Raw genomic sequence first — 23,534 nt, forward strand, 5'->3', positions numbered from 1 at the left:
GCTCCGTCCCCGGTGCGTCCGCCGATGTGTGCGCCGTTCGGTGGGGCTCGCATCACCGGTCGCCCGGAGGTCGAGGTGACGAGGTTGTGGACGTGAGACGAGGTGGAACGCGTGCCGTCGGAGACCGAGCAGAAGAAGAAGTTGTCGCTGACCGGGTCGGTCGCGCTGGGAACCGGGGTGATGATCGGCGCGGGCATCTTCGCCCTGGTCGGGCAGGTGGCGGAACTGGCCGGGTCCTGGGTCCCCTGGGCGTTCGTCGCGGGCGCGGTGGTGGTGGCCTTCAGTGCCTACTCGTACGTGCGGTACTCGAGCACGAACCCGTCCTCGGGCGGGATCGCGATGATCCTGAAAGCCGCCTACGGCCCCGGGGTGGTGGCCGGGTCGTTCTCGTTGTTCATGTACGTGTCGATGATCCTGGCCGAGAGCCTGCTGGCCCGGACCTTCGGCACGTACCTGCTGCGTCCGTTCGGGATGCAGGGCTCGGCGGTGTGGGTGCCGGTCCTGGCCGTGGTGGCGATCGCGGCCGCGACGGTGGTCAACCTGGTCGGCAACCGGTGGGTGGAAGGGTCGGCGACGGTGACCGCCGCGATCAAGATCGTCGGGATCGCGGCGCTCGCGGTGGCCGGGATCGCCGCCACCGGGGTGTCGGCCTTCTCCCGGCTGGTCACCGGGGGTGCGGACGCGACGCCGCCGGACAGCGGACTGCTCGGATTCCTGGCCGGCATCGCTCTGTGCATCCTGGCGTACAAGGGCTTCACCACGATCACCAATCAGGGTGACGATCTGCGCGATCCCCAGCGCAACATCGCGCGCTCGATCGTGATCGCGATCGCGGTGTGCACGGTGCTGTATCTGCTGCTGACGGTCGCGGTCACCGGGAGCCTGTCGGTGCCGGAGATCGTCGCCGCCCGGGACTACGCACTGGCCGAGGCCGCCGAGCCGCTGTTCGGGTCCTGGGGCGTGTGGCTGACGGTGGCGGTGGCGGTGGTCGCGACCCTGTCCGGCTTGGTGGCGAGCCTGTTCTCCGTGTCGCGGCTGTACGACATGCTGCGGGAGATGGGACAGGTGCCCGGGTTGCCGGGGTCGGTGAACCGGCAGTCGTTGCTGATCACGGCCGCGCTGGCGTTGGTGACGGCGACGGTGTTCGACCTGAGTCAGATCGCCTCACTCGGGGCGATGCTGTACCTGTCGATGGACATCGCCATCCACTGGGGCATGGTCCGCCGCCTGCGCGACGAGGTCGAGTTCGCGACCTGGGTCCCGGCCGTGGCGATCGCGCTCGACGTGCTCGTGCTCGTGCCGTTCGTGATCATGAAGGTGCGCACGGATCTGTTCACGGTGGTTGTCACCGCGGTGGTGGCCGCAGCCGTCTTCGCGAGCCAATGGCTGATCGTGCGCCGCCACGTGGCACACCGCCGGCGGTCCACCGGACGCTCGGCGCAATGACGGTGGGCACCCGCCGATCGTCCAGCCCAGCGGCCGAGCGTCCGGTGTTCGCGGCAAGGGTGGTGACGGCGGACTCTCAGCCGAGGGAACCGATCAGGTCCCGGCAGGCCTGCTCGCATCGCCGGCACGCATCGGCGCACGTCTTGCAGTGCGCGTGACGGGAGGCGTGCTGCGCGCACTCGTCCCCGCAGGACTTGCACGCCGCCGCGCAGGTCTCGAGCACCGAACGGGTCAGGTCGGCGTCGTAGCCGGTATGGCGCGAGAGGACCCGGCCGGTGGTTTCGCAGATGTCGGCGCAGTCCAGATCGGTGCGGATGCACTTGATCAACTCCGCCACCGAATCCTCGCTCAGGCAGGCATCGGCGCAGGCGGTGCACGCCTGAGCGCATTCGATACACGCCTCGATGCACGCGGCGAGCTTGCCGGTGTCGACGCCGTCGAGGTCCTTCGGGTAGCTGTCGAGCATGGTCGCTGCAGTGCTCATGAATGTGCGTCCTTTCGTGGGGACTCGTTGTTCGGCTGATCCGGATCGGTGTCGACCGAGATCCGGTACCGACTCGCGTACCCACAGGATCGACGAGATAACACCAGACACACGATTCGTTCCCCGAGGCGATTCCGGTTGCAGGGCGTCCTGTTACGAGGCGCTCACCGGCCGATGCCGGTGGTCGTCAGCGAAGCGTTCGCAGATCTCGTCGACGGTTCCGCCGGTGTGGAGGAACCCGGTGTCCAGACGCCCGGCGAGGCGACGGGTCTGTTCGTCGAGGATCGCCGCGGCCCGGCGGACCTCGACCGCGGACGACCCGGCGCCCGCGGCCGCGAGTCGCGGTGCATACGACAGAGCGGCGGCGAACGAGAGGTCCGCGTCGGATTCGCGGAAGAAGTAGGTCTCGCCGTACTGCATCAGGTCCAGTTCGCACGTGATCAGCGACTCGGTGACCGAGTCGAGCCACTGCACGGCGATGCTCGCCTCGGCGGCGGGAAGGATCTGCTCGGTGCCGGTGGCCGTCAGAAGCACGAGCCGGCGGGCGGTGGCGCGGCGACGGCTCAGCGCCGGATAGATCTGCAGCACCCAGGAAATGGCCGCAGTGAACAGCACGAACCCCATCAGCGCCTGCAACGGAATCAGCAGTCGCAGCGCCGGATAGGCAGGGGTGATGTCCCCGAAGCCGAGGGTGCCGACGGTCACCAGGGACAGATACAGCGCCATGACCGGGTCCGACGCGGCCGACGGGCGCAGCGCACTGGCGAAGTAGAACCCGTCGGGCATGTGCGGCAGGTAGATCAGTGCCCAGCCGAGCACGATCATCGTCGCCCACACCCCGGCGGTGACGACGAGTCCGGCCGGCCCGACCGAGCCCAGCAGCCGCCCTCGTCGCCCGGCGTGGTGCGCCCCACGCCACAGGACGACGAACACCCCCCGGGAGATCGTGCCCAATCCCCGGGGATGCCACAACGTGACGAAGATGTCCCGCAGTGCCCCGACGATCAACGCCGCGCCCACCACGCTCGAGATCCAGATCATGATGTCTGCCATCGTCCTTCGAGGGCGTCGCCTACCTGACGGGTGAGCTCGTCGAAGTGCCCACGCGTCGCGGTACCGTGGCCGGGGATGTGCTCCCGCAGTCGACCGAGCTGGTCCGTGATCGCCGCACGCTGTTCCGCAGTGGTGGCCTTCCATGCCAGCTCCCGCAGCATCGAGAGCAACGCGTCCAGCACGACCGGATCGTCGGCGCCGTAGAGCCGCGGCTGGGTGCACACCAGATCCAGCAGTTCGGCGAAGGTCGGTCGCGCCAGCACCACCCGGACCCGGTCGTGTTCGTCGCACAGGGGGTACGGGCCGAGCTCGAGGTCGAGCAGCTCGCCCAGGACCGCGGTGCACGAGACCAGGCCGTGCACCGCGGTGGTCGGATCGTTGATGCCGGGCGACAGGGCCCGCACCACCACGTCGGTCAGCTGCCGCAGTCCGTACCCGAGGTCCTGGACGGCGGTGCGTTCGCTACCGGTGCGCAGGGCACCGCGCACCCGGTCGCACAGCCTTCGGGCCTGGTCCTCGGTCAGGGGCTGCGGACGCAGGGACCACCACGACGCGACCGGCGTGCCCGCCAGCACCGGGCTGCCCACCGGTCGGTTCACCCACACCACGGCCTCGGCCTCCTCGGCCGCCGCGAGCAGCGCGTACTCGTCGAGCTCGACCAGGAATCCGGACGAGTCCGCTTCGACGACATGCGGGGCCGGCGGGGGGACGGGCAGTGTGGGCCGATCCTGCCGATCCGGAGGTAGCAACCTGGCGGCGGTCTCGCAGGTGTCGGCGCGCACCTGTTCGAGCACGGCCTCGACGCGGATCTGCCGGACCAGATGCCCGAGGAACAGCACGAGGGCGATGACGCTGGCGACCGCGAGCAGGTACGCCGTCGTGACCGCCAGCTGGGGGACGAAGGCACTGTCGTCGGTGTCGTCGGTGCCGCTGCGGACCGTGCGCAGCACGGTCAGCGCGTAGACGAACGTCGCGAGGAACAGTCCCAAGGTGCGTTGGACGACCCGGTCGGCGGCGAAGGTGCGCAGCAACCGCGGTGAATACTGACTACTGGCCAGCTGCAGGGTCACCAGGGTCAGCGAGAACGTCAGCGAGGTGACGGTGATCAGCGAGCCGGCGATCGCACTCAGCACCTCGCGGGCGGCGTCGGCACCACCACCGAACAGATACCCCGCCACCGTCGGTGGCAGCCGGTCGTCGATGGCGGCGTCGAGCTCGGGTATGCCGATGCCGGCCAGCACGGCCACCAGCACCGCAGCTGCCGGGACCGGCCACAGCCGCGACCGTATCGCTTCGACGAACACCTGCCGGCGTTTCAGCGCAGCCCCGATCGGTCCCTGTCGTGTCCGGGTCCGGGAGTCGTCGGTCATCGCAGGCTCACTCGGTGCTGCATCACCGAGCCCACCAGCAGCACCCGCACAATTTCCGACCACGTCTCGAACCACATCTCCTGCGAATACCCCGGGAACGGCCCGGCAATCACACTCGGAACCGGGGCGGCGCTCACCGGTGCCGCTCGGGGGACCGCGCCGCCGGAGCCGTGGCCCGCCGGTACAGCACCCGGCCGGCCACCGCGGTGACACCGAAGATCACCGTGCTCGCCGCCAGCACCAGCGACCCCGCCGCCAGCACCGTCTCGTCCGCACCCATCCGCTCCGCTTCGAGCGTCAGGTAGAACAGCGCCGACACCCCGATGGGACCGAACCAGCCCAGATACAGAGCATCCGGCATCGACAAGCGCAGCGGACGGCGCAGCAACAGCAGAACCGGCACCCGGCGCAACGCCAGCACCGCCACCACGAGACCAACCCCCGCCCAGCCCAGCTCGGCCCACTGCGGCCAGGGCAGCGCCGCCCCCAGCAGGACGAACAGCGGCAACACCGCAAAGCGGTTGATCGCCTCGTCGATCGGCACCTCTGCCGTCCGCTCGCTGCCGGTACTGGTGAGGTTGAATGCCAGCCCGCCGACGAACACCGCCAGCACCCCGTCGACATGGATCAACCCGGCGACACCCAGAATTCCCAGCGCGAGCACGACGGTGAAGAACAGGGCCGGCGCCGGATCCGTCGCCCCGTACCTTTCACCCCAGCGCAGGGCCCGGCCACCGGCCCATCCGCTCGCGGCCCCCATCAGCACGGCCCCGGCCACCTGCCACAGCGACTCCAGTGCCGCCGTGCCCGCTCCCATGCCTCCGGCGACGGCGACCGCGGCCAGCACCAGTGGCAACGCCAGACCGTCGTTCGCCCCGGACTCGAGCGAGAGGACCTGCCGGTTCCGGGCGGGCAGATCCTCCTCGGCCGCCTCTCCGGTGACGACATTCGAGGCGAGAACCGGGTCCGTCGGGCACAGGGCCGCGCCCAGCAACACGGCCGTGGCCAGGGGCATGGACAGCAACGCCCACCCCAACCCGGCGGTGACGGCCGCCATCACCGGCATCGCTACGGCCAGCAACACGGCGACGGGACGCCATTGCCGGAGCACGTCCGCCATCGGATACCGCAGCGCCACCGCCATCACCGATACCGCCAGCAGTATCCGGCTCGCCTCGTGCAACAACCCGTGCTCGGCCGTCAGCGGCGGTAGGGACAGCACATCGAGCACGTACGGTCCGAGCAGCACACCCGCTGCCAGTCCGAGCAGGGGTTCGGACAGCGGCAGGCGGCGCATCTTCGCCGACAACGCCGCCACACCGACCCCCAGCACCCCGACGGTGGCGAGAACGATGTCGATGCTCATGCGTGCAGTGTTGCCCGGAGAACGGCACCGTCAATCCTCTCCGGATTCGGAGAGGGGCAGGCACATCCGGACTTCGGTGCCGTGCGGGTCGTTGGGCAGATAGCGGATGCTGCCCCCGTGTCGCTCGACGATGTGCTCCGAGATGATCAGACCGATGCCGGAACTGTCCTGCTTGGCCGAGAACGCCCCGGAGGCCAGCCGGTTTCCCGAGGCATCATCCATGCCCCGTCCCTGGTCGAAAACGGAGACACAGGCCCACTCTCCACGCCGAGCGGTCCGGACGGTGAGCTCCTTGACGGCGGTCGAGGGCAACACGATCTCGTCGATCGCGTTGAAGCAGAGGTTGATCACCACCTGCCCGATCAGCACGCTCTCCCCTACCACGGGCAACGGCGAACGGGACCTGTCGAGCGAAATGTGCACCCCCCGTTCGGCTGCCCGCAGCCGAACGAAGTACAGGCTCTCGTCGACCGTCTCGTTGAGGTCGATGGCGGCCTTGGTGCTCTCGATCCGCCGCACATAGCGCTTCACGGAGGACACGATCTCCGCCGCCCGGCCGAGCTGCTTCTCCATCCTGTCCAGCCCGTAGCTCAGGGCCTCGGGGTCGAGGGATCCATCGGAGATCCGTGCCTTGAGGCCGCTCAGGTAGTTCGTCGAGGCCGCGAGGGGCTGCCCGAGTTCGTGAGCGAGGATCATGGCCATGTCCCCCATTGCGTTGTACCGGCTGAGGTACTGGAGGTTGGCCTCCTGGTAGGCATGACGGCGTTCCCACTCCACACGATCCGTGACGTCACAAATCGTCAGCACCCGTGACGTCATTCCGTCGTGCACCACGGCCTCGAGGAAGCCGGACAACCAGGTCGTCGTCCCGTCGCTCTTCTCGATCTCCTGCATGATGCCCACCGGTCCTGCCGCCGCGTCCAGTTTGGCCACGACGGGCTCGGCGGTCAGCCGGGGCTCACAACGGCCCAAATCCTCGAGATACACCCCGGACAGTTCGTCCGGGGTTCTGCCGAACAGCCGGGCCGCGAGCGGCGAGATGTCTTCGATGCAGTTCGTCTCGTCGAGCACCACGATGCCCGCCGACGTGTGCGTCATGATGCGCTGCAGCGACTGTGACACCCAGCTGAGTTCCTCCTGCAGCTCCACCTCTTCCGCGATGTTGCGGAACTCGACCATCACGACCTGCCCGTCCTGGAACGTCAGGCGTGAGGCGACCGCATCGGCCAGGAAGTCCTGCCCGTCCTTGGTCCGGTACTTCCATTGTCTGCGGCTCGAACCACGTACGACGGCGTCCTGCAGCCACGCCACCCCGACCGAGCGCCGGTACTGACGCTCCTGGCTGCTCATGTGGTGGGCCTTCAGCGGTCGCAGCTCCTCGAGCGTGAAACCGAACATCCGGCACGCAGCCGGGTTGGCCCAGAGGATGTTCTTCGACGCCGCCTCGTGGATGAGGATCCCCGTCTCCGTCTTCTCCACCATCTCCTGGAAGTCGCGGCCTGTCGGGAACATCGATCCTCACTTCCGGGTGCCGTGACGGTTCATTGTCGACCCACGATCGGCGGATCGACCATAGGGGATTGCTTTACGACCGGCGGAGGAAATCCCGATACCGCCTCGTCCGAACCTTTCCTAGCGTTCTCCTCAGCGCGACACGACGAGGTGGATGGAGACGACGATGGCGATCCGGAGCACGATGAATCCAGTGCGGGCCGCGACAGCGGGCCCCGCGCGGGAGAAGGCCTTCGAGGACGCTCTCGCCGTGCTGCGGGACCGGCGCGACGAGTTCAACCGGCAACGATTCGTACCGAGGGACTTCGTCGCGCTCCTCAAGCGCGCCGGGCTCTACCGCGCGTCGACCCCCGCACAGTTCGGCGGCGAACCGATGGCCCCCGCCTCCTTCATGAAGCAGGTCGAGCGGATCTCCGCGGTGGATCCGGCCACCGGCTGGGTGGCAAGTTTCGGGTCCTCACTCGTGTACTTCGCGGCCCTGCCGGTCGAAACCCAGGAGAAGATCTACTCCGACGGCCCGGACGTCGCCTATGCGGGCGGGCTGTTCCCCATGCAGAAGGCCGAGAAGGTGGACGGCGGCTACCTGTGCAGCGGCCTCTGGCAGTTCGCCAGCGGATGCCTGGGCGCCGACATCCTCGGCATCGGCCTCGCCGGCGGTCCGGAAACGAACGGCAAGCCGCTGACCGCCCTCGTCGACCCCGCCGACGTCGAGATAGTGGAGAACTGGGACGTCGCAGGCATGAAGGCGACGGGATCACACGCAGTGAAGGCCGACAGACTCTTCGTCCCCGAGGAGATGACGTTCGTCCGCGGCGGTGCTCCCCGAATCGACGAGCCGCTCACCCGGTATCCGACGCTCGCCTACGCGGCCCAGGTGCTGGCGGTGGTGACTCTCGGTGCCGCACGGGGGGCTCTCGACTACGCCCACGAGGTCGGGGCGGTGCGATCCAGCATCACCGGCGGTGACAGCAAGGGAAACCGTCCCGCGTACAAGACCGGGCTGGCCCGCGCCGAGGCCGATCTCCGCTCCGCTCGGGCCTTCTTCTACGAGATCACCGACGAGGTGTGGGATCTGGCGGTCCGCGGCGACGAGATCACCGCCGAACATACGGCCCTGCTCCGCCTGGGAGCGACCCAGGCCGCCCACGTCGGCCGCAATGTCGTGCTCGCCGCGTTCGACCTGGCCGGCACCGGGGCGATCTACGAGAGCCACCCGCTGCAGCGCTACCTGCGGGACGCTCTCGTCCCGGCCCAGCACGCCATGCTTCAGACCAACACCTTCGAGGCGGCCGGAGCCGTCCTGCTGGGCCTCGACCCCGGCATTCCCAGCTTCCCCTGACCGGGACACGACCGTTCGAGACCAGTTCCTGCCTTCCCCGCGAAAGGACGCCCATGACCGCCGAACCGTTGCGCACCCTGTTCTGCATCGGCAACAACCAGAACTTCTTCGACCTGCCGAAGGCGGAGATCGGCCCGGTGTGGGTCGGCATCTCCACCATGCTCTCGGCTCTCGCGAACATGGACGGCGTCCAGGTCATCGGCACCTTCGACGACGACGCCCACATGGTCGGCCCGTCCGACGGCTGGCCTTGGACCTGCTACGTCCTGGCCGACGTGAAGGACCAGGAAACCGTCCGGGCGGCGTGCAACTTGTTGCGGACGACGATGATCGGCGAGTACGCCCTGTGGAAGTACTTCAAGATCGAGGCCCGCATGGGCCGGGAACTGACGATCCGCGCGGACGTCGCGGTCTGACCCGTGACCGGCACCGACCAGCGCCTCGAGGTCGTCGAGGCGAAGGACGCCGTCCGTGACTGCATCGCTCGCTACCTGGACCTGTGCGATGTGCCCGGACCTCTGCAGAGCCCGGAGCAGCTCGGCGTCCTGTTCACCGACGACGCGACGTGGGAAGGGCTGGGTCCGGAGTACGCCGACAAGTTCGGAATCGCCCGTGGGCGAGACGAAGTCGTCACTCTCGTGTCCCGGTACCTGCCGCCGGCCGACCACTTCCTCCGCAACGTGCACCTCCTCGGCAGCGAGCAGATCCGTCTCGACGGCAACCGTGCGAGCGGACGGTGGATCATGCAGCAGTTCTCGCTCCATCCGACGGGAACGGCCGAACTTCTCTGCGCCCGGCTCACGATCGACTTCGACCTGGACCGGGCATCCGGACGGACGGCGGCCCGCATGAGCCGATTCCGCACCCGGCGGATGTTCGCCGCGCCGCTGCCGACCGACGCGATGGCCCACCTATCCGGGGCGACCGCCCGACCTCACGAACGAAGGATGACATGACGACGACAGAAGAACCCACCGCACGCACCTACGCGGACCTCGTCGCGAAGGACCGGGTCGCGGGCCGGCTGTACACCGACCCGGACATCTTCCAGGAGGAGATGAAGAGGATCTTCTACAAGACCTGGGTGTGGGTGGCACACGAGAGCGAGATCCCGGAAGCGGGTTCGTTCAAGACCACCCAGGTCGGGGATCAGCCGGTCATCGTGACCCGGGATCGCAAGGGCAACTTCAACACCCTGCTGAACCGGTGCCGGCATCGCGGTGCGACGGTCTGCGATCAGCGCAGCGGTAAGGCCAACGGCTTCACGTGCCCGTACCACAACTGGTCCTACGCACTCGACGGACGCCTTCGTGGCATTCCCTACCCGGACGGATACGAGGGCGTCGTCGACAAGAAGGACTTCCCGCTCCAGACCCTGCGTACCGAGAGCTACCTGGGAATGATCTGGGCAACATTCGACCCGGACATCGAACCCCTCGAGGACTTCCTGGGGGACGCGAAGATCTGGATGGAGCGCTTCTTCAAGCAGAGCAACGGATTTCCGACCAAGGTGATCGGAGTTCACAAGTTCCGTTTCAAGGGGAACTGGAAGATCCAGCTCGAGAACACCACGGACGGCTACCACTTCCCGATGGTGCACAAGTCGTGGATGGCCTCGGTCGACGCCGAGACGGCGGACATGATGTCGTTCATGGACGACCCCACGGCCGAGACCCACGCCCTCGGCAACGGACACAGCGTCGCGATCATGGCCGCAGCCCACGCGGATCTCGACATCGACGACGGCAGCGAGGAAATCCAGCCTCGGTTCCAGCACCTGGTCGACGAGCTCGCCGCCGCGGGAGAAAGCCCCGAACGGATCCGTCGCTACATGCGGTCCATGCACGGTTGCGGCTTCAATCTCAACACTTTCCCGAACGTCGCGATGTCGTCGTCGTTCTTCCGCGTCCTCATCCCCCTCTCCGTCGACGAGACCGAGATCTGGCACATGGCACTGGGAATGGACGGCGGACCCGAGAGCATCAACCGCGAGCGGCTGAGGATCCACGAGCACTTCCAGGGCCCGTTCGGTTTCGGCAGCCCCGACGACGCCGAGGGGTGGATCCGGGTGCAGATCGGGGCCGGCGGCAATCCGAACATGCCGATCCTCGTCAACCGCGGCGAGGGACGCGAGTACACGACCGAAGAAGGCTGGCCCACCTCACATGTCACCGACGAGACGGGCATGCGGGAGGCCTACGCGATGTGGAAGAAGATGATGAGCAATGACTGAGGCCCTGACGATGTCGACCCTGACGGACTCCCGCACCCTCCGCGCGATCGAGCTCGTCTGGAAGGAAGCACAGGTCCTCGATGCCAAGGACTATCGGACCTGGGAGCAGATGTACACGGACGACGCTCACTACGTGATTCCCATCGATCCGCACACCGACGACTTCGCCGCAGGCCTGAACATGGTCTACGACGACAAGCGCATGCGGCACCTGCGCGTCGAGCGGATGATGCAGGGCTATTCGCCTTCTGCGGTGGCCGCGGCCCGGACCGTGCGGATCGTCTCGCGGTTCACCGTGGAGGACGTCACCGACACGTCGGTCACCCTCCGGTCGGCCCAGATCCTCAATGCGTTCAAGCGCAACGAGTTCACGACCGTCGGTGCCGAGCTGACCCACCGGATCGCTCTCGGAGAGGACAGGGACGCGATCGCCCTCAAGGTCGTTCGGCTCATCGACAGCGAGGACGCGGTCAGCGCCTCGGGTTACCTGCTGTAGGGGGCCGATGTGATCTCTCAGTCCACCGGACCCGGCATCGCCGTCGTCACCGGCGCGGCCGGAGGTATGGGTGCGGCGATCGCCCGGAAACTCCACACCGACGGTAGGAGGGTACTGCTCACCGACATCGACACGGCCGGTGTCGAAGCCCTCGCAGCGGAGTTGTCACGCGACGGGTCGACCGCACGTGGCCTCGAGCTCGACGTCAGCCGCAAGGACGGATTCGAGGAAGCGCTGGCGACCTGCCGGCAGATCTGGGGCGTCCCCACGATCGTCGTCAACAATGCCGCCGTCACGCAGGCAGCGGATCTGATGAACCTGGCGGAGGCGGACTTCACGAGCGTCCTCACGACGAACGTGAACAGCATCTTCTTCGGTTGCCAGGTGTTCGGTGCGGCCATGGCCGAGCGGGGCTTCGGACGGATCGTCAACATGGCGTCGCTCGCCGGACAGAACGGCGGGACGGCGACCGGGGGCCACTACGCGGCCTCCAAGGGAGCGATCCTGACCACCACCAAGGTCTTCGCGCGCGAGCTGGCGGGCCGGGGAGTGACCGTCAACGCGATCTCTCCCGGCCCGCACGACCTCCCGGTCGTGCGCGCGACGGTGCCCCCCGACAGACTCGAAGGCATCGTCGCCGGGATCCCCGTGGGACGCTTGGGAAATCCGTCGTTCGTGGCCGACATGGTCGGGCTGCTCACCTCGGACGACGCCTACTTCGTCACGGGCGCCTGCTGGGACGTCAACGGCGGACTGTATCTGCGCTGACCGGAATCCTCCTGCCCGGGAGGGTCCGGTCGGCACTTCCGTCCGGAGAAATTCACGAGGAGAAACGGACATGGCACTCATCGACGTCACCGTCGCCGAGATCGTTCAGGAATCACCCACCGTCAGATCGTTCACGCTGACGAAGACCGATGGGTCGCCACTGGGTACGTACCGGCCGGGTGCGCACATCGACGTCGTCGGGCCCACCTCGATCACCCGTCAGTACTCGCTCTTCAGCACACCCGATGCGCAGGATTCGTTCGCGTTCGCGGTCAAGCGCGAGGAGAACTCCCGCGGGGGTTCAGCGGCCCTCCACGAGCTGCGGGTGGGCGACGCTCTCCGGATCAGCCCGCCACGGAATCTGCTGAGCATCGCGGCGGACGCCACGCACCACGTCCTGGTCGCGGCCGGCATCGGCATCACGCCGATGCTGAGCATGGCACGCTACATGGACGTCCACGGCATCAGCTTCGAACTGCACTACTTCGCCCGCAGCGAGACGGAAGCCGCCTTCCTGCCGCTGCTGCGCGAGCGCTGCCCGGACAAGCTCCATGCCCATCTCGGGGTGGGCCGGGACGAGCAGGACGAGATTCTCGGAACCATTTTTGCGGGAACGGATCCCGGAACCCACGTCTACACGTGCGGACCCGACGGGTTCATGACCAAGGTCGTTGCGCTCGCGAGCCGGCACGTCCCGGCCGGATCGATCCACCTCGAGAACTTCCACGCGACGGAACAGCCGGACGCATCCGAGAACTCCGCGTTCGAGGTGGAACTGGAAGGGGAGACCTATCGGGTCCCGGCCGACCGGAGCATCGTCGAGGTGCTCCAGGAGAACGGCTGCGACGTCGACACGTCCTGCCAGGAGGGCATCTGCGGTACCTGCATCATGCAGGTGGTCGCAGGGACTCCGGTCCACCGGGACAACGTTCTCACGCGGTCCGAGAAGGAGTCCGGCGAGGTCATGGCGGTCTGCGTGTCGCGGGCCGCCGGCGAGCGCCTGGTGCTGGACTACTACTGATCCTCCACCGGCACGTCCACCCCGTACCGGAGCACGTCCCGTACGAGGGTGCTGATGCTGTCGGCGTCGGTCTTGCTCTTGATGCGAGCGCGGTGGACGTCGACGGTCTTCACGCTCATGCCGAGTTTCCGGGCGATGTTCTGGCTGGGCAGACCTTCGACCACCAGGGCCAGGATCTGGCGCTCGCGCGGGGTGAGGGACGAGACCTTGCTCCGCACCGATTCTCGCAGTACGTGATCGGTGAAACGGAGGCGGGCCTTCTCCACCCCGGCCTGCACGGCGTCCAACAGCCGTTGCGGATCGTAGGGCTTCTCGAGGAAATCCAGAGCACCCGCCTTCAGGGTGGAGACGGACATCCGGATGTCACCGTGGGCGGAGACGAAGATGATCGCGACGTGCGGCGCGAACTCGTTGAGCTTCTCCTGCAACCGCGTCCCGCTCATACGGGGCATGCGCACGTCGAGGACGATGCAGGCCGGCCGGCTGCCGTCGTAGGCGTCGAGGAACTGCTCGCCGCTGTGGCAGACCACCGGTCTGATCCCGATGCTCTCCAGCAACCAGTCGACGGATTCGCATACTTCGAAGTCGTCGTCGACCACGTACACCGTCGTCTCGGCTCGGAGGTCTTCCGCGCTTTCCACCATGGCTCGTCACCACCTCCGAATTCGGGAGCCAGGGCTTCTCCCCGACTCCCGACATTGTCCCCGCCCCCGCCGGGCGGGAACGACCGGTTCACGCAACGTCCGCCGGAGCGTCGTCCCAGCAGGCATCGGCAGTCCAATAGTCCATTCCCGCGGCGCTCACCCGGTGCTGCCACTCCGTGGTCCGTCGCAGGAGCGGTTCCTCTCTGCGAACCGACTCGTCGGCCGCCTCCGGGCCGTCGGCCTCCACTGTCCAGTGGACCCAGTTGACCTCACGGCCGTACTCGTCGTGGACGAACAGATCGACGTGGTGCCAACCGCGGTCGAAGGTGTCCTCGTAGCAGGTGAGGAACATCCTGTGATGGTTGGTCGGGCGGGGCTCGAGCATGAGCGGTCCTTTCTACCGAGCGAGCAGATTCACCGAGCCGAGCGAGCAGATTCACCGAGCCGAGCGAGCAGATTTCACCGAGCCGAGCGAGCTTGCCGGCTCAGACGGCAATCTCCGGCAGTTCGCGAAGGAGCACTTCGAGCTTCTCGCCCACGGCGAGCAGCCGGTCCTCGTGCCCCGGTAGCCCGACGATCTGAAGACCCAGTGGCAGTCCCGCGGACGTGCGGGCACCTGGCACGACCACGACCGGCAATCCGAGCAGCTGCCACGGGCGGCTGAGTATCGGCGACCCGGTTGCGGACAGACCGAGCGGGGCCGGTCCCAGCGCTGCAGGGCCGACGATGATCGGATCGGAGGCCAGAATCGCGTCCAGCAGTTCCCGGGAGCGGTCCCGACGGGTCAGGGCCGCGGAATACTCGGTTCCGGCGATCCTGCGGCCGTTCTCCAGCAGATCCCGGATCGGCGCGCTCAGTGCACCCGCGTGTTCGTCGAATTCGTGGGCCCGCGCCCGCGCGGCTTCGTACGACATGACGGTGACGTGGTCCTCGGACAAGGTCTGGACATGATCGTCCCAGTCGAGAGGCTCGGCCTTCACCCCGATCTCCTCCAACAGGGCGGGCACATGTTCCAGCAACGCCGACATTGGGGGCTCCACGGGGTGGAGGGCACCGGCGTTCCAGACCAGGCCCCGAGTCACCGGCTCCGGAGCCGGGACCTCCGAGTGCCCGTGGCCGCTGAATGCGTTGTGCACGAAGCGAAGATCGGACACGGACCGGGTCAGCAGGCCGAGGGCGTCCAGTGACTCGCTCAGACCGGTGATGCCGGACATGTCCGTGGTGCCGTGCGCGAGAACCATGCCGGCGGCTCCGCAGTACGAGGCCGGCCGGGTCAGCGAGCCGGCCGTCTGGGTGCCGAGCGCGAGGGGCACGGTCCCCGCTGCGACGGCCGCAGCAGAGCCACTGGAGGACCCGCCGGGGGTGTGACCGAGGGCGTGCGGGTTGCGGGTGGGCCCGGGGGTGAAGTAGCCGAACTCCGTCGTCACGGTCTTGCCCTGGACGATCGCACCGAGGGAACGCAGGCGGCTCACGCAGGCGGCGTCGGTGCCGACCAGATTCGGGGAGGTCACTGCGGAACCGCCGCGCGTCGGCATCCCGGCGACGTCGATGAGGTCCTTGACTCCGACGGACAGCCCGGCCAACGGTGCAGAGCCGGGGTCCCGGTCGACGGCACGGGCCTGCTCCGCAATCGTCGACGACAGGCACACCCACGCACCGAGTTCCGGTTCCCGCAGCTCGATCGCTCGTCTGACCTGCGTAGCAAGGTCCTCGGCCGTCACCGACCCGGTTCGGACAGCCCCGACCTGCTCACCCAGGGACAGGTCCGACGCGCGCGTGCTCATAGTCCTCCTCCGGTCTCGACCCCTTCATTCTGGGTGAACACGGCGGGAGCCGACAGTAAAGGTTTCCCTCCTACCGCAGTAGGGATGCGTGGAAATAGCTTCTGAACCACTGTCGACTCGCCGACGGATTCAGCATCCGCGGCTCGCTAGGAAAGGTGGCTGCTCATGGCTTCGACCGTGGCGCCCGATGTCTCCGCCTCCCCGGAAAACGGGGAGAAGAGGATCGACTTCCACAGGATGAACCGCAAGGCGTGGATAGTGACGGCGCTGCTCGTCCTCTTCCAGATCGTGGCCTTCGCCGACAAGGCCGTACTAGGCCTGGTGGCCTCCGAGGCCATGCCCGATCTCGGAATCTCCGCCGTCGAGTTCGGATTCATCGGCAGTGCGTTCTTCTTCCTCTACGCAGTGGTCTCCGTGATCACGGGTTTCCTGGCTGCCAGATTCTCGGTCAAGTGGATCATCCTCACGATGGGCGTCGTCTGGGCGGTCATGCAGTTCCCGATGCTCCTCGGTGGCGGTGCTGCGGTGCTGCTGATGACCCGCATCGTCCTCGGCGGCGCTGAAGGCCCCGCGACGGCGATGTCCCTCACCTCGGCTCATTCGTGGTTCGAGCCGCGTCGTCGCGCATTGCCGTCCAACTTGGTTGCTGCCGGCTCGACCCTGGGACCGGTCATCGCCGCGCCTGCCCTCGCCTGGGTGATCGTCGCCTGGGGTTGGCGCTGGGCCTTCGGCGTCCTCGGCATCGTCGGATTCGTGTGGGTCGTCGCCTGGCTCCTGATCGCCGACGACGGTCCGTTCGCCGGGCACGGCAAGCAGAATCGCGCCGACGCCCGTACCGGCGACCGGAAGCCGGCGGACCGCACCGCGGAGGTCGCCACGGCCGATGTGGACGAGCAGAAGCCTGTCGTCGTCTGGCGTGCGCTGCTCAGCATGACCTTCCTCGCCGCGGTGATCGGAGGGGCCTCCAACTTCTGGGTCCAGGGTTTCGTCACGACCTGGTTGCCCCAGTACCTCGGCACCGTGGTCGGCCTGTCACTTCCTCAGGTAGGCACCGTCACCACCATTCCCTGGATCCTCGGAGCCGGCGTGCTGCTGCTGCTCGGCTTCCTCGGCCACCGGTTGATGAAGCACGGCCACAACGCGCATCGCGCGATCGCGGTCCCGTTCGGTATCGCAGCGCTGGTGGCCGGAATCTGCTTCATCCTGGTCCAGACGACGTCGGGTGTGCCGGCCGTCGCCCTGCTGTGCCTCGCCGCCGGCTGCAGCCTCGCGTACCCGATGACCGCCTCTGCGATCGCTTATGCGGTCGGCGCCAAGCAGCGGCCGATTCTCATGGCCACGCTCGGCGGCGTGGCCTCGATCGGTGCCATCGTCTCCCCGACGCTCGTGGGCTGGCTGATGGCCCGCGCCGGTTATGTCTCGCCCGCTGCCGGCAGCACACTGGCTCCCGAGATGGCGACGAACATGGCGGTCGGTGTGCACCAGGCATTCACCATCACCGGCATCATCCTCCTCGTCGGCGGCGTGCTCTGCATCCTGTTCCTCCGGCCCGAGAGCCTCGGCCGGAAACTGCAGTCCGAGTACGTCAAGCATTGAACCGGCATCTCGATGCACGCCGGAGCCATCCCGTCCCCGAGATCAGGAGGACCGCAATGACGGATATCGCGACCCCGGTCGACCGAGGGCTCTTCCGGGAGGTGATGGGGCACTACCCGACCGGTGTGGCCGTCGTGACCGGCCGTGCGGACAACGGCGAACTGCTGGCGCTGGTGGTCGGGACCTTCGGGTCGGTGTCTCTCGATCCGCCCCTCGTCTCCTTCATGCCGATGAAGACGTCGAAGACGTTCGCCAAGCTGCGGGAGTGCGCGTCGCTGTGCATCAACATCGTGGGCGGTGAGCAGGAGGAACTGGTCTCCGCCCTCGCCCGGCGCTGGGAGAACAAGTTCGACGGAATCGACTGGTTCCCGTCCCCGTCGGGGGATCCGGTGCTGGCGGACTCGGTGGCATGGATCGACACCCGCATCACCGACACGGTGGAGGCGGGCGATCACTGGATCGTCCTGTGCGCTGTGGCGGACATGGCCGTCACCAACCCGGTGGCCCCGCTGATCTTCTTCCAGGGCGGTTACGGGAGCTTCGTCGGAACCTCGTTGCTGGCTCGGCTGGAGCACCGGCTGCTGTCGGAGATCCAGGAGGCGGACTGCGCCCGGACGGCCGTCGAGGACCTCGCGCACGACATCGGCTGCGAGGTCACGGTCTACACCGCGGTGGGTCGGGACGAGATGGCAACGGTACTCTCGGCGTCGGCTCCCGGAATCGATCCGGAGAACGGCCTGGCGCAGCGAGTTCCGATCGTGCCCCCGATCGGTGACTCGCTCGTGTTCGATCTCCCGCCGGAAGATCAGGAGCGGTGGCTCGCCAAGGCCCGCGGCGTCGAGGAGCCGGGGAGGCAGCTCTACCGGGACCGTCTCGACTTCGTCCGCGCCCACGGGTTCCTGCTGTCGTTCCTTCCTCGGGAAGGCGGAGCCGCATACGAAGGGATGCGCGACGCCACCCACCGTTATGCGAACGGGAGACTGACCCCGGCCCAGGAGCGGAACATCCGGGAGCGCGTGGTCGAATCGGCGGTCGACTACACCTTGCGCGACCTCGAGGAAGAGGAAACCTACGACATCGGTTCCGTCGTACTGCCGGTTCGCGACCGAGCGGGCGGCTACACGCGCACGCTGCGTTTGGGGCAGCTTCCCCGCCGGGTTTCCGGGACGCGAGTACGGGAGTGGATCGCCCGGGCCGAGGAGGTTGTCGACATCCTCGAACTCGGGGGCGGTTCCGACAGGTAATCCGTTCCCGCGGAATTGTCTTCACCACGGGAGTCGGTGCTCGTGGACGAGTACCGGTCAGCCCGTGACCATGATCTGCGCGGCGCTCTCCTTGAGTTTCGCGTTGGCCCAGCGCAACTGACGCAGGGTCTGCGGGTGGCAGCGTTCGGCCGTGGCGAGCAGTTCCCGGTCCTGCATGGCCTGCGCGGTCTGGGCCAGGATCTCCCAGTCCAGTGAGACCCCGGCTGCCATCCGGTGGATCTCGCGCAGGTCGTGCAGGAGCAGCAGGCCGGGCTCGTGGCGCCGGCCGAGCAGTTCGCTGCCCTTCTGCCGCAGGCGGGCCAGGATCGTGTGGTCGTCCTCCGGTTCGGCGTCGAGGTCGAGGTCGTAGTCGCGCCCGACCCGGGCGAGTTCGCGCACGTGTTCCTGGGACCAGCGCGCGAGATCCCTTCCGAGGTAGAAGATCTCGTGGTCGGCCTTCTGCCGGTCCGAGATCTGCAGCAATTCCCCCGCCAGGTCGTTCTCGGCGCGGTGCAGTTCGCGGATTGCCAGACCTACCTTGTTCACGATGCGCCTCCGCTCGTGTCGACGACGGTCTCGGTCGCGGTGCCGGCAGGACCGCCCACGGTGTCGGGAACGTCGGTGCCCACCGGTCGTGAGGCGGTGGTCGTCGGCGCGGCGGACGGTGTGCCGTCCCCGGCCAGGAGACGCTCGGCCCGGGCGGCGCCGGTCTTGAACAGTGGCTGTTTCGACGCCGGATCCCAGTCGGTGACGGTCAGTTCGTTGGCGGCGCGGCCCTCGGCGTCGCCCGGCTCGTGCCCGCCGGGGGTGTCCCAGTAGCCGTAGTGGAACGGCAGGAACAGCACGCCGGGACGGATGCCGCTGATCCGCAGCCGTGCCTCCACCCGGCCACGCGGGGTGGTGATGCGCAGCAGGTCGCCCTCCCCCCAGCCGTGCCGCTGGGCGTCGGAGGCGGACATCTCCACCCACACCTCGGGGGCGGCGTTCTGCAGTTGGGGCGCCCGCCCGGTCTTGGTACGGGTGTGGAAGTGATACAGGGTCCGCCCGGTGGTCAGCAGGTAGGGGAACTCCTCGGAGACCACCTCGTGCGGGGGCAGATACTCCCCTGCCTTGATCACGGCCTTGCCGAGGGGGTTCATCGCCTTGTACTCGGTCGGTTCGAGCGGGGCGCCGGTGACCATGTCGCGGCCGTAGCTCTCGCAGTAGTCCGGTGCGCTCCAGAACTTCCCGTCGGCGTAGAGGCGCTCGGTGCCGTCGGGGTGCTCGTCGTTGCAGGGCCATTGGATGCCGCTGCCGCCGCGGAGCCTGTCGTACGAGAGGCCGGTGTAGTCGCACGGCCGTCCCGCGGTGCACTGCTTCCAGGCTTCGAACGCCTCCTCCGGCGTGGACCACTTGACCAGGGGCTGCCCGTCCTTGTCCTGCAGTCCCAGCCGGCGGGCGTAGTCGAGGAAGATGTCCAGATCGGGCCGGGCCTGCCCGGGCGGGTCGACGGCCTTCTCCGACAGGTGCACGGTGCGGTCGACATTGGTGAACGTGCCGGTCTTCTCCCCCCACGTGGCGGCCGGCAGCACGACGTCGGCGAGTTGCGCGGTCTCGGACAGGAAGATGTCCTGCACGACGAGGAAAAGCCTTTTCTGGGACAGGATTTCGCGGATGCGGCCGAGTTCCGGCAACGACACCGCCGGGTTGGTGCCGTTGACGTACAGGAACCGGATCGAACCGTCCTCGACGTACCGCATCATCTGCATCAGGTGGGTGGGCGCGGTGTAGTGCGGGATCCGCATCGGGTCGATGTTCCACACCCGCCCCAGCTCCTGGATGTGTTCGTCGTTGGCCCAGTTCCGGAACGCCGGCAGGTCGCCGTCGGCCCCGCACTCGCGGGTGTTCTGCGCCGTGGGCTGGCCGTTCATCTGCAGCACCCCGCACCCCGGCTTGCCGAGCATGCCGCGGATCAGGTGCACGTTGTTCACCTGGACGGCAGCGGCGGTGGCCTGATGGGACTGGTAGAAACCCTGCAGCACGGTGGACAGCAACCGTTCGGCGGTGCCCAGGAGCCGGGCGGCCGCCCGCAGGTCGGCGAGCGGGACGTCGCACACCTGCGCGACCTTCTCCGCCGGGTAGCCCTCGAGTTGCTTCTCCAGCTCGTCGAAGCCGACGGTGTGGGCGTCGACGTAGTCGCGGTCGATCCAGCCGTGCCGCACGATCTCGTGCAGCAGCCCGTTCATCAGCATCACATTGGTGCCGGGCCGGGGTGCGAGGTGCACGGTGGCCGCGCGCGCCACCGGCGTCTCCCGCGGGTCGACGCAGACGATCGCCGGGGGGTTCGGGCCGGCGAGCCGGTCGAGCACCCGGGTCCACAGCACACTCTGGGTCTCGGCCATGTTGTGCCCGTACAGGGCGATCACGTCGGCGTGGTCGATGTCGGTGTACGACCCCGGTTGACCGTCGCACGCGAAGGACTCCTTCAGCGCCGCGGCCGCCGTCGCCGTGCACAGCCGGGTGTTGCCGTCCATGTGGTTGGTGCCGATGCCGCCGTGTCCGATCAGCGCCAGCGTGTAGTACTCCTCGAGGAAGAGCTGACCGGTGGTGTAGAAGCCGATCGAACTCGGACCGCGTTCGGCCAGCAACTCCTTCGTGCGCCCGGCGACGGCGTCCATCGCCGTGTCCCAGTCCGTCTCCACGAGCGCACCGTCGCGCCGGATCAGCGGTGTGGTCAACCGATCCGGCGAATGGTTCGCCTGCCAGCCGAACAGGTCCTTCGGACCGAGCCGGCCGTGATTGACCCGGTCGACCGCCCGGCCCCGCACGCCCACGATGCGCCCGTTCTCGACGGCGATGTCCAGCCCGTCCCCGTTCGAGTGCAGGATCGTCGCCGACTGCACCCAGGTGTCGACGTCGTCCTCGTCCACCCCCTCGGCGAGATACATGTCCACCCTGGTCGGCCACGTCTCACCGGGACCGTAGGGAGTGCGAGCACCCCACGGGTCCCGGATCCGGTCCGTACGCGTCATACCGGAGGCGCTACCCCCTGCGCAACGAACCAAACCTGCCGCCGACGGAACTCAGTGGGAACGAGGAAGGCGCACGATGTGGAGGAAGAAGTTGTCGATCCGCCGGATCACCTCCGCGAACTGCGGGAAGTCGACCGGCTTGGTGATGTAGGCGTTGGCGTGCAGCCGGTAGCTGCGGAGCAGGTCCTCCTCGGCGGCGGAGGCGGTGAGCACCACCACCGGGATGTGCCGCAGTTCCGGGTCGGCCTTGATCTGTGCGAGGACCTCCCGGCCGTCGTAGCGGGGCAGGTTCAGGTCGAGGAGGATCAGATCGGGCCGCGGCGCGTCGGCGTAGGGGTCGCGCCGGAAGAGGAAGCTCAACGCCTGCTCACCGTCGCGTACGACGTGCAGTGCGTTGGCCAGTTTGTGGTCCTCCAGGGCCTCGCGGGTCATCAATTCGTCGCCGGCGTCGTCCTCGACCAGCAGAACGACGATGGGTTCGGCGGGCTCGGTCATGTGGTGGGCTCCTGAACCAGGGGTGCACGGAACGTTCTCCGACCGTACGCGGTACGGCAGCGACTGCGGTTCGGCCCCCATGACCGGCCGCCGCGCCGGCAGTCGGAGAGCACGGCGTGTCCGATGTTGTGCCAGACTCCGGAACATGGCTGTCGATCCACGTGGTGCCGACCTGAAGCGCTTTCTCGCCGAGGACCCGGGCGGGCCGGTGGTGATGCTGAACCTGCTGCGGTTCGGCACCGGTGGTCGCGAGATCTACGCCCGCTACGCCGACGCCCTCCACGAGACGTTCCTGCCGCGCTACGGCGGCGAGGTGCTCTACGCGGGCGACGGGTCGACCGCGCTCGTGGCGGAGACCGGGCAGGACTGGGACGCGGTCCTGCTCGTGCGCTACCCGACGCGGCGTGCCTTCTCCGAGATGGTCGCCGACCCCGAGTACCAGCGGGTCACGGCGTGGCGCACCGACGCGCTGCAGGAGGCTGTCCTGCAGGCGACGGTGCCGTGGCCGGTGCAGTCCTGACACCGGCCGTCAGTAGCGCAGCAGGGCGCCGATGCCGTCCGCCGGCGTGAGGCGCTCGTCCATGCGGAGCACGGCGGCGCCGGTGGCCACGGCCGCGAACGGCAGGGCTTCGTCGGCGCGGCAGACGCGCTCGCTGCCCGAACCCATCTCGGACAGCGCTCCTGCGTCGGCAGCCACGAGCGACGGGTCGTCGCCCACGAGCACCGTGGTGTCGTCGAGGTCCCCCAGGATCAGCGTGTCGACCCGCCGTTCGCGCAGCGCCGCCGTCACCTCGGTCACCCCTTCGACGGCCAGGCCGGTTCCGGCGCCGGCCCGATAGCGCTCGGCCACGTCGTCCATCTCGGCGAGGCGACGCTGCGCCAGTTCCTCCTGGATGACATCCCGGATCCGCTCGCGGTCGGAGCCGTCGGCGCGAGAACCGGTCTGCACCTGCACCAGGACGTCGCCGGTGCGCTGGGGCAGGGCCTCCGCCAGGTCCGTGCGGGAGCGGACCTCGCCGATCACGAACACCGGCTCGGCGTGGTGCTCGTCGGCCAGTTCGGTGATGCGGTCGGCGGCGGCGGCGATGTTGCGGCGCCGCTGCTCCTCGACGTTGGGTTCGGGATCCCCGTAACCGGGCGACTGGGCGCCGGCCGCCTTGTGGATCGGGTAGCCCTCCCCGGCGACCGTCTCCTCGTGGAGCACGCCGCCGTGCCGGTCGTAGACGGTCAGGTCGCCGCCCGCGTGGTCGACGGCGGCCACGAGGTAGGGCCGGCCGCTCGTGCCGTGTTCCACCAGCGGGAGCAGGTAAGGCATGTCGGACAGTCGCACCTCGGTGCGCAGCGGCGGGCGCACGAGCCGCTCGTGCACGAGTACCCCGTCCGGGTTCGCGACGATCGCGCGGCCACCGCTGCCGACCGCCGCCGGCGCCTCGGTCACCGCGCGCTCGACGTGGCCGAGCACGGCCTGCGGAGTCCCGAGTTGTTCCAGTTGCTCCGCGATGGAACGCCAGGTCAGTTCCGCAACCTTTGCGGCATCCTCGGTCGCGTGCGAATCCTCGTAGTACACCGAGGCGAACGGGCCGGTCGCGGTGGTGAAGTCTGCGAATCGATCGGCGTGCACAGCTACTCCTTCGTCGGTGCCTCACGGTCTCTCGATTCGTGTGCCCCCGAC

The 23,534-nt window shown here is 68.2% G+C and carries 23 protein-coding genes; 11 read left to right on the forward strand and 12 right to left on the reverse strand.

Annotated features, from left to right (window positions below):
• Positions 1 to 102: 102 nt before the first annotated feature.
• Positions 103 to 1,446, forward strand: coding sequence for an APC family permease (locus QNA09_RS20320; protein WP_052455352.1), 1,344 nt, complete (start codon positions 103 to 105; stop codon positions 1,444 to 1,446).
• A gap of 76 nt (positions 1,447 to 1,522) precedes the next feature.
• Here QNA09_RS20320 and QNA09_RS20325 read toward each other — a convergent pair whose 3' ends face one another.
• The 5 genes from QNA09_RS20325 to QNA09_RS20345 form a co-directional block, all read right to left on the reverse strand.
• Positions 1,523 to 1,930, reverse strand: coding sequence for a four-helix bundle copper-binding protein (locus QNA09_RS20325; RefSeq protein WP_010593622.1), 408 nt, complete (start codon positions 1,928 to 1,930; stop codon positions 1,523 to 1,525).
• A gap of 153 nt (positions 1,931 to 2,083) precedes the next feature.
• Positions 2,084 to 2,983, reverse strand: coding sequence for a potassium channel family protein (locus tag QNA09_RS20330; RefSeq protein WP_228287121.1), 900 nt, complete (start codon positions 2,981 to 2,983; stop codon positions 2,084 to 2,086).
• The gene (locus QNA09_RS20335) at positions 2,968 to 4,353 is read right to left on the reverse strand and encodes a DUF2254 domain-containing protein (RefSeq protein ID WP_017680771.1); all 1,386 of its coding nucleotides are present in this window, start codon (positions 4,351 to 4,353) and stop codon (positions 2,968 to 2,970) included. Before QNA09_RS20335 ends, QNA09_RS20330 begins: the two co-directional genes overlap by 16 nt.
• Positions 4,354 to 4,486: 133 nt before the next feature.
• A complete protein-coding gene (locus QNA09_RS20340) occupies positions 4,487 to 5,719 on the reverse strand; it encodes a cation:proton antiporter (RefSeq protein WP_010593626.1) in 1,233 nt (410 codons plus the stop codon).
• Positions 5,720 to 5,749: 30 nt separating this feature from the next.
• Positions 5,750 to 7,231 carry a PAS domain S-box protein gene (locus QNA09_RS20345; RefSeq protein WP_308072047.1) on the reverse strand — a complete coding sequence of 494 codons (1,482 nt, stop codon included), beginning with the start codon at positions 7,229 to 7,231 and terminating at the stop codon, positions 5,750 to 5,752.
• A gap of 154 nt (positions 7,232 to 7,385) precedes the next feature.
• On the opposite strand from QNA09_RS20345, the gene QNA09_RS20350 reads away from it, so the two are divergent.
• The 7 genes from QNA09_RS20350 to QNA09_RS20380 all read left to right on the forward strand — a co-directional run bounded on the left by QNA09_RS20350 (position 7,386) and on the right by QNA09_RS20380 (position 13,088).
• A complete protein-coding gene (locus QNA09_RS20350; protein ID WP_010593628.1) occupies positions 7,386 to 8,570 on the forward strand; it encodes an acyl-CoA dehydrogenase family protein in 1,185 nt (394 codons plus the stop codon).
• Between the two features lie 53 nt (positions 8,571 to 8,623).
• Positions 8,624 to 8,986 carry a hypothetical protein gene (locus QNA09_RS20355; protein WP_010593629.1) on the forward strand — a complete coding sequence of 121 codons (363 nt, stop codon included), beginning with the start codon at positions 8,624 to 8,626 and terminating at the stop codon, positions 8,984 to 8,986.
• Positions 8,987 to 8,989: 3 nt separating this feature from the next.
• Complete coding sequence (locus QNA09_RS20360) at positions 8,990 to 9,526, forward strand: nuclear transport factor 2 family protein (RefSeq protein WP_010593630.1); 537 nt, start codon at positions 8,990 to 8,992, stop codon at positions 9,524 to 9,526.
• Positions 9,523 to 10,803: a Rieske 2Fe-2S domain-containing protein gene (locus QNA09_RS20365; protein ID WP_010593631.1), complete on the forward strand. Its 1,281-nt coding sequence runs from the start codon at positions 9,523 to 9,525 to the stop codon at positions 10,801 to 10,803. Before QNA09_RS20360 ends, QNA09_RS20365 begins: the two co-directional genes overlap by 4 nt.
• Positions 10,796 to 11,299 carry an aromatic-ring-hydroxylating dioxygenase subunit beta gene (locus tag QNA09_RS20370; RefSeq protein WP_010593632.1) on the forward strand — a complete coding sequence of 168 codons (504 nt, stop codon included), beginning with the start codon at positions 10,796 to 10,798 and terminating at the stop codon, positions 11,297 to 11,299. The genes QNA09_RS20365 and QNA09_RS20370 overlap by 8 nt, the downstream gene beginning before the upstream one ends.
• A gap of 9 nt (positions 11,300 to 11,308) precedes the next feature.
• Positions 11,309 to 12,067 (forward strand): SDR family NAD(P)-dependent oxidoreductase, encoded by a 759-nt coding sequence (locus QNA09_RS20375; protein WP_210063064.1) that lies wholly within the window; start codon positions 11,309 to 11,311, stop codon positions 12,065 to 12,067.
• A gap of 70 nt (positions 12,068 to 12,137) precedes the next feature.
• Entirely contained in the window at positions 12,138 to 13,088 is a 951-nt protein-coding gene (locus QNA09_RS20380; protein WP_010593634.1) for a PDR/VanB family oxidoreductase, read from the forward strand.
• Here the strand turns inward: QNA09_RS20380 and QNA09_RS20385 are convergent.
• From QNA09_RS20385 to QNA09_RS20395, 3 genes are all read right to left on the reverse strand, one after another.
• Positions 13,082 to 13,732, reverse strand: a complete 651-nt coding sequence (locus QNA09_RS20385) for a response regulator transcription factor (protein ID WP_010593635.1) — start codon at positions 13,730 to 13,732, stop codon at positions 13,082 to 13,084. The genes QNA09_RS20380 and QNA09_RS20385 overlap by 7 nt on opposite strands.
• An 88-nt stretch (positions 13,733 to 13,820) precedes the next feature.
• Positions 13,821 to 14,117: a hypothetical protein gene (locus QNA09_RS20390; protein WP_010593636.1), complete on the reverse strand. Its 297-nt coding sequence runs from the start codon at positions 14,115 to 14,117 to the stop codon at positions 13,821 to 13,823.
• Between the two features lie 100 nt (positions 14,118 to 14,217).
• A complete protein-coding gene (locus QNA09_RS20395) occupies positions 14,218 to 15,516 on the reverse strand; it encodes an amidase (protein WP_017680779.1) in 1,299 nt (432 codons plus the stop codon).
• Between the two features lie 165 nt (positions 15,517 to 15,681).
• Between QNA09_RS20395 and QNA09_RS20400 the strand changes: the two genes are divergently transcribed.
• The gene (locus QNA09_RS20400; RefSeq protein WP_026137766.1) at positions 15,682 to 17,112 is read left to right on the forward strand and encodes an MFS transporter; all 1,431 of its coding nucleotides are present in this window, start codon (positions 15,682 to 15,684) and stop codon (positions 17,110 to 17,112) included.
• A 56-nt stretch (positions 17,113 to 17,168) separates the two neighbouring features.
• Positions 17,169 to 18,356 (forward strand): flavin reductase family protein, encoded by a 1,188-nt coding sequence (locus QNA09_RS20405; protein WP_308072048.1) that lies wholly within the window; start codon positions 17,169 to 17,171, stop codon positions 18,354 to 18,356.
• Positions 18,357 to 18,413: 57 nt separating this feature from the next.
• Here QNA09_RS20405 and QNA09_RS20410 read toward each other — a convergent pair whose 3' ends face one another.
• Genes QNA09_RS20410 through QNA09_RS20420 form a run of 3 tightly spaced genes read right to left on the reverse strand, consistent with a single transcriptional unit; the run spans position 18,414 to position 21,862 of the window.
• Positions 18,414 to 18,902, reverse strand: coding sequence for a hypothetical protein (locus QNA09_RS20410; protein ID WP_010593640.1), 489 nt, complete (start codon positions 18,900 to 18,902; stop codon positions 18,414 to 18,416).
• Positions 18,899 to 21,367 carry a molybdopterin oxidoreductase family protein gene (locus QNA09_RS20415; RefSeq protein ID WP_102031657.1) on the reverse strand — a complete coding sequence of 823 codons (2,469 nt, stop codon included), beginning with the start codon at positions 21,365 to 21,367 and terminating at the stop codon, positions 18,899 to 18,901. The genes QNA09_RS20410 and QNA09_RS20415 overlap by 4 nt, the downstream gene beginning before the upstream one ends.
• Positions 21,368 to 21,418: 51 nt before the next feature.
• Entirely contained in the window at positions 21,419 to 21,862 is a 444-nt protein-coding gene (locus QNA09_RS20420; protein ID WP_010593642.1) for a response regulator, read from the reverse strand.
• A gap of 145 nt (positions 21,863 to 22,007) precedes the next feature.
• On the opposite strand from QNA09_RS20420, the gene QNA09_RS20425 reads away from it, so the two are divergent.
• Positions 22,008 to 22,382 (forward strand): DUF1330 domain-containing protein, encoded by a 375-nt coding sequence (locus QNA09_RS20425; protein WP_010593643.1) that lies wholly within the window; start codon positions 22,008 to 22,010, stop codon positions 22,380 to 22,382.
• Positions 22,383 to 22,391: 9 nt separating this feature from the next.
• On the opposite strand, the gene QNA09_RS20430 is transcribed toward QNA09_RS20425, so the two are convergent.
• The gene (locus QNA09_RS20430; protein ID WP_040274798.1) at positions 22,392 to 23,483 is read right to left on the reverse strand and encodes a hypothetical protein; all 1,092 of its coding nucleotides are present in this window, start codon (positions 23,481 to 23,483) and stop codon (positions 22,392 to 22,394) included.
• Positions 23,484 to 23,534: the final 51 nt, after the last annotated feature.

It is taken from the genome of Rhodococcus sp. AH-ZY2, assembly GCF_030916465.1.
In the GTDB taxonomy this organism is placed as follows: Bacteria; Actinomycetota; Actinomycetes; order Mycobacteriales; family Mycobacteriaceae; genus Rhodococcus; species Rhodococcus ruber.

Excerpts from the sequence above, each read along its gene's own strand:
- QNA09_RS20325 (WP_010593622.1), bottom strand. The coding sequence starts at position 1,930 with ATGAGCACTGCAGCGACCATGCTCGACAGCTACCCGAAGGACCTCGAC.
- QNA09_RS20330 (WP_228287121.1), bottom strand. The coding sequence starts at position 2,983 with ATGGCAGACATCATGATCTGGATCTCGAGCGTGGTGGGCGCGGCGTTG.
- QNA09_RS20335 (WP_017680771.1), bottom strand. The coding sequence starts at position 4,353 with ATGACCGACGACTCCCGGACCCGGACACGACAGGGACCGATCGGGGCT.
- QNA09_RS20340 (WP_010593626.1), bottom strand. The coding sequence starts at position 5,719 with ATGAGCATCGACATCGTTCTCGCCACCGTCGGGGTGCTGGGGGTCGGT.
- QNA09_RS20345 (WP_308072047.1), bottom strand. The coding sequence starts at position 7,231 with ATGTTCCCGACAGGCCGCGACTTCCAGGAGATGGTGGAGAAGACGGAG.
- QNA09_RS20350 (WP_010593628.1), top strand. The coding sequence starts at position 7,386 with ATGGAGACGACGATGGCGATCCGGAGCACGATGAATCCAGTGCGGGCC.
- QNA09_RS20355 (WP_010593629.1), top strand. The coding sequence starts at position 8,624 with ATGACCGCCGAACCGTTGCGCACCCTGTTCTGCATCGGCAACAACCAG.
- QNA09_RS20365 (WP_010593631.1), top strand. The coding sequence starts at position 9,523 with ATGACGACGACAGAAGAACCCACCGCACGCACCTACGCGGACCTCGTC.
- QNA09_RS20370 (WP_010593632.1), top strand. The coding sequence starts at position 10,796 with ATGACTGAGGCCCTGACGATGTCGACCCTGACGGACTCCCGCACCCTC.
- QNA09_RS20380 (WP_010593634.1), top strand. The coding sequence starts at position 12,138 with ATGGCACTCATCGACGTCACCGTCGCCGAGATCGTTCAGGAATCACCC.
- QNA09_RS20385 (WP_010593635.1), bottom strand. The coding sequence starts at position 13,732 with ATGGTGGAAAGCGCGGAAGACCTCCGAGCCGAGACGACGGTGTACGTG.
- QNA09_RS20390 (WP_010593636.1), bottom strand. The coding sequence starts at position 14,117 with ATGCTCGAGCCCCGCCCGACCAACCATCACAGGATGTTCCTCACCTGC.
- QNA09_RS20395 (WP_017680779.1), bottom strand. The coding sequence starts at position 15,516 with ATGAGCACGCGCGCGTCGGACCTGTCCCTGGGTGAGCAGGTCGGGGCT.
- QNA09_RS20400 (WP_026137766.1), top strand. The coding sequence starts at position 15,682 with ATGGCTTCGACCGTGGCGCCCGATGTCTCCGCCTCCCCGGAAAACGGG.
- QNA09_RS20405 (WP_308072048.1), top strand. The coding sequence starts at position 17,169 with ATGACGGATATCGCGACCCCGGTCGACCGAGGGCTCTTCCGGGAGGTG.
- QNA09_RS20415 (WP_102031657.1), bottom strand. The coding sequence starts at position 21,367 with ATGACGCGTACGGACCGGATCCGGGACCCGTGGGGTGCTCGCACTCCC.
- QNA09_RS20420 (WP_010593642.1), bottom strand. The coding sequence starts at position 21,862 with ATGACCGAGCCCGCCGAACCCATCGTCGTTCTGCTGGTCGAGGACGAC.
- QNA09_RS20425 (WP_010593643.1), top strand. The coding sequence starts at position 22,008 with ATGGCTGTCGATCCACGTGGTGCCGACCTGAAGCGCTTTCTCGCCGAG.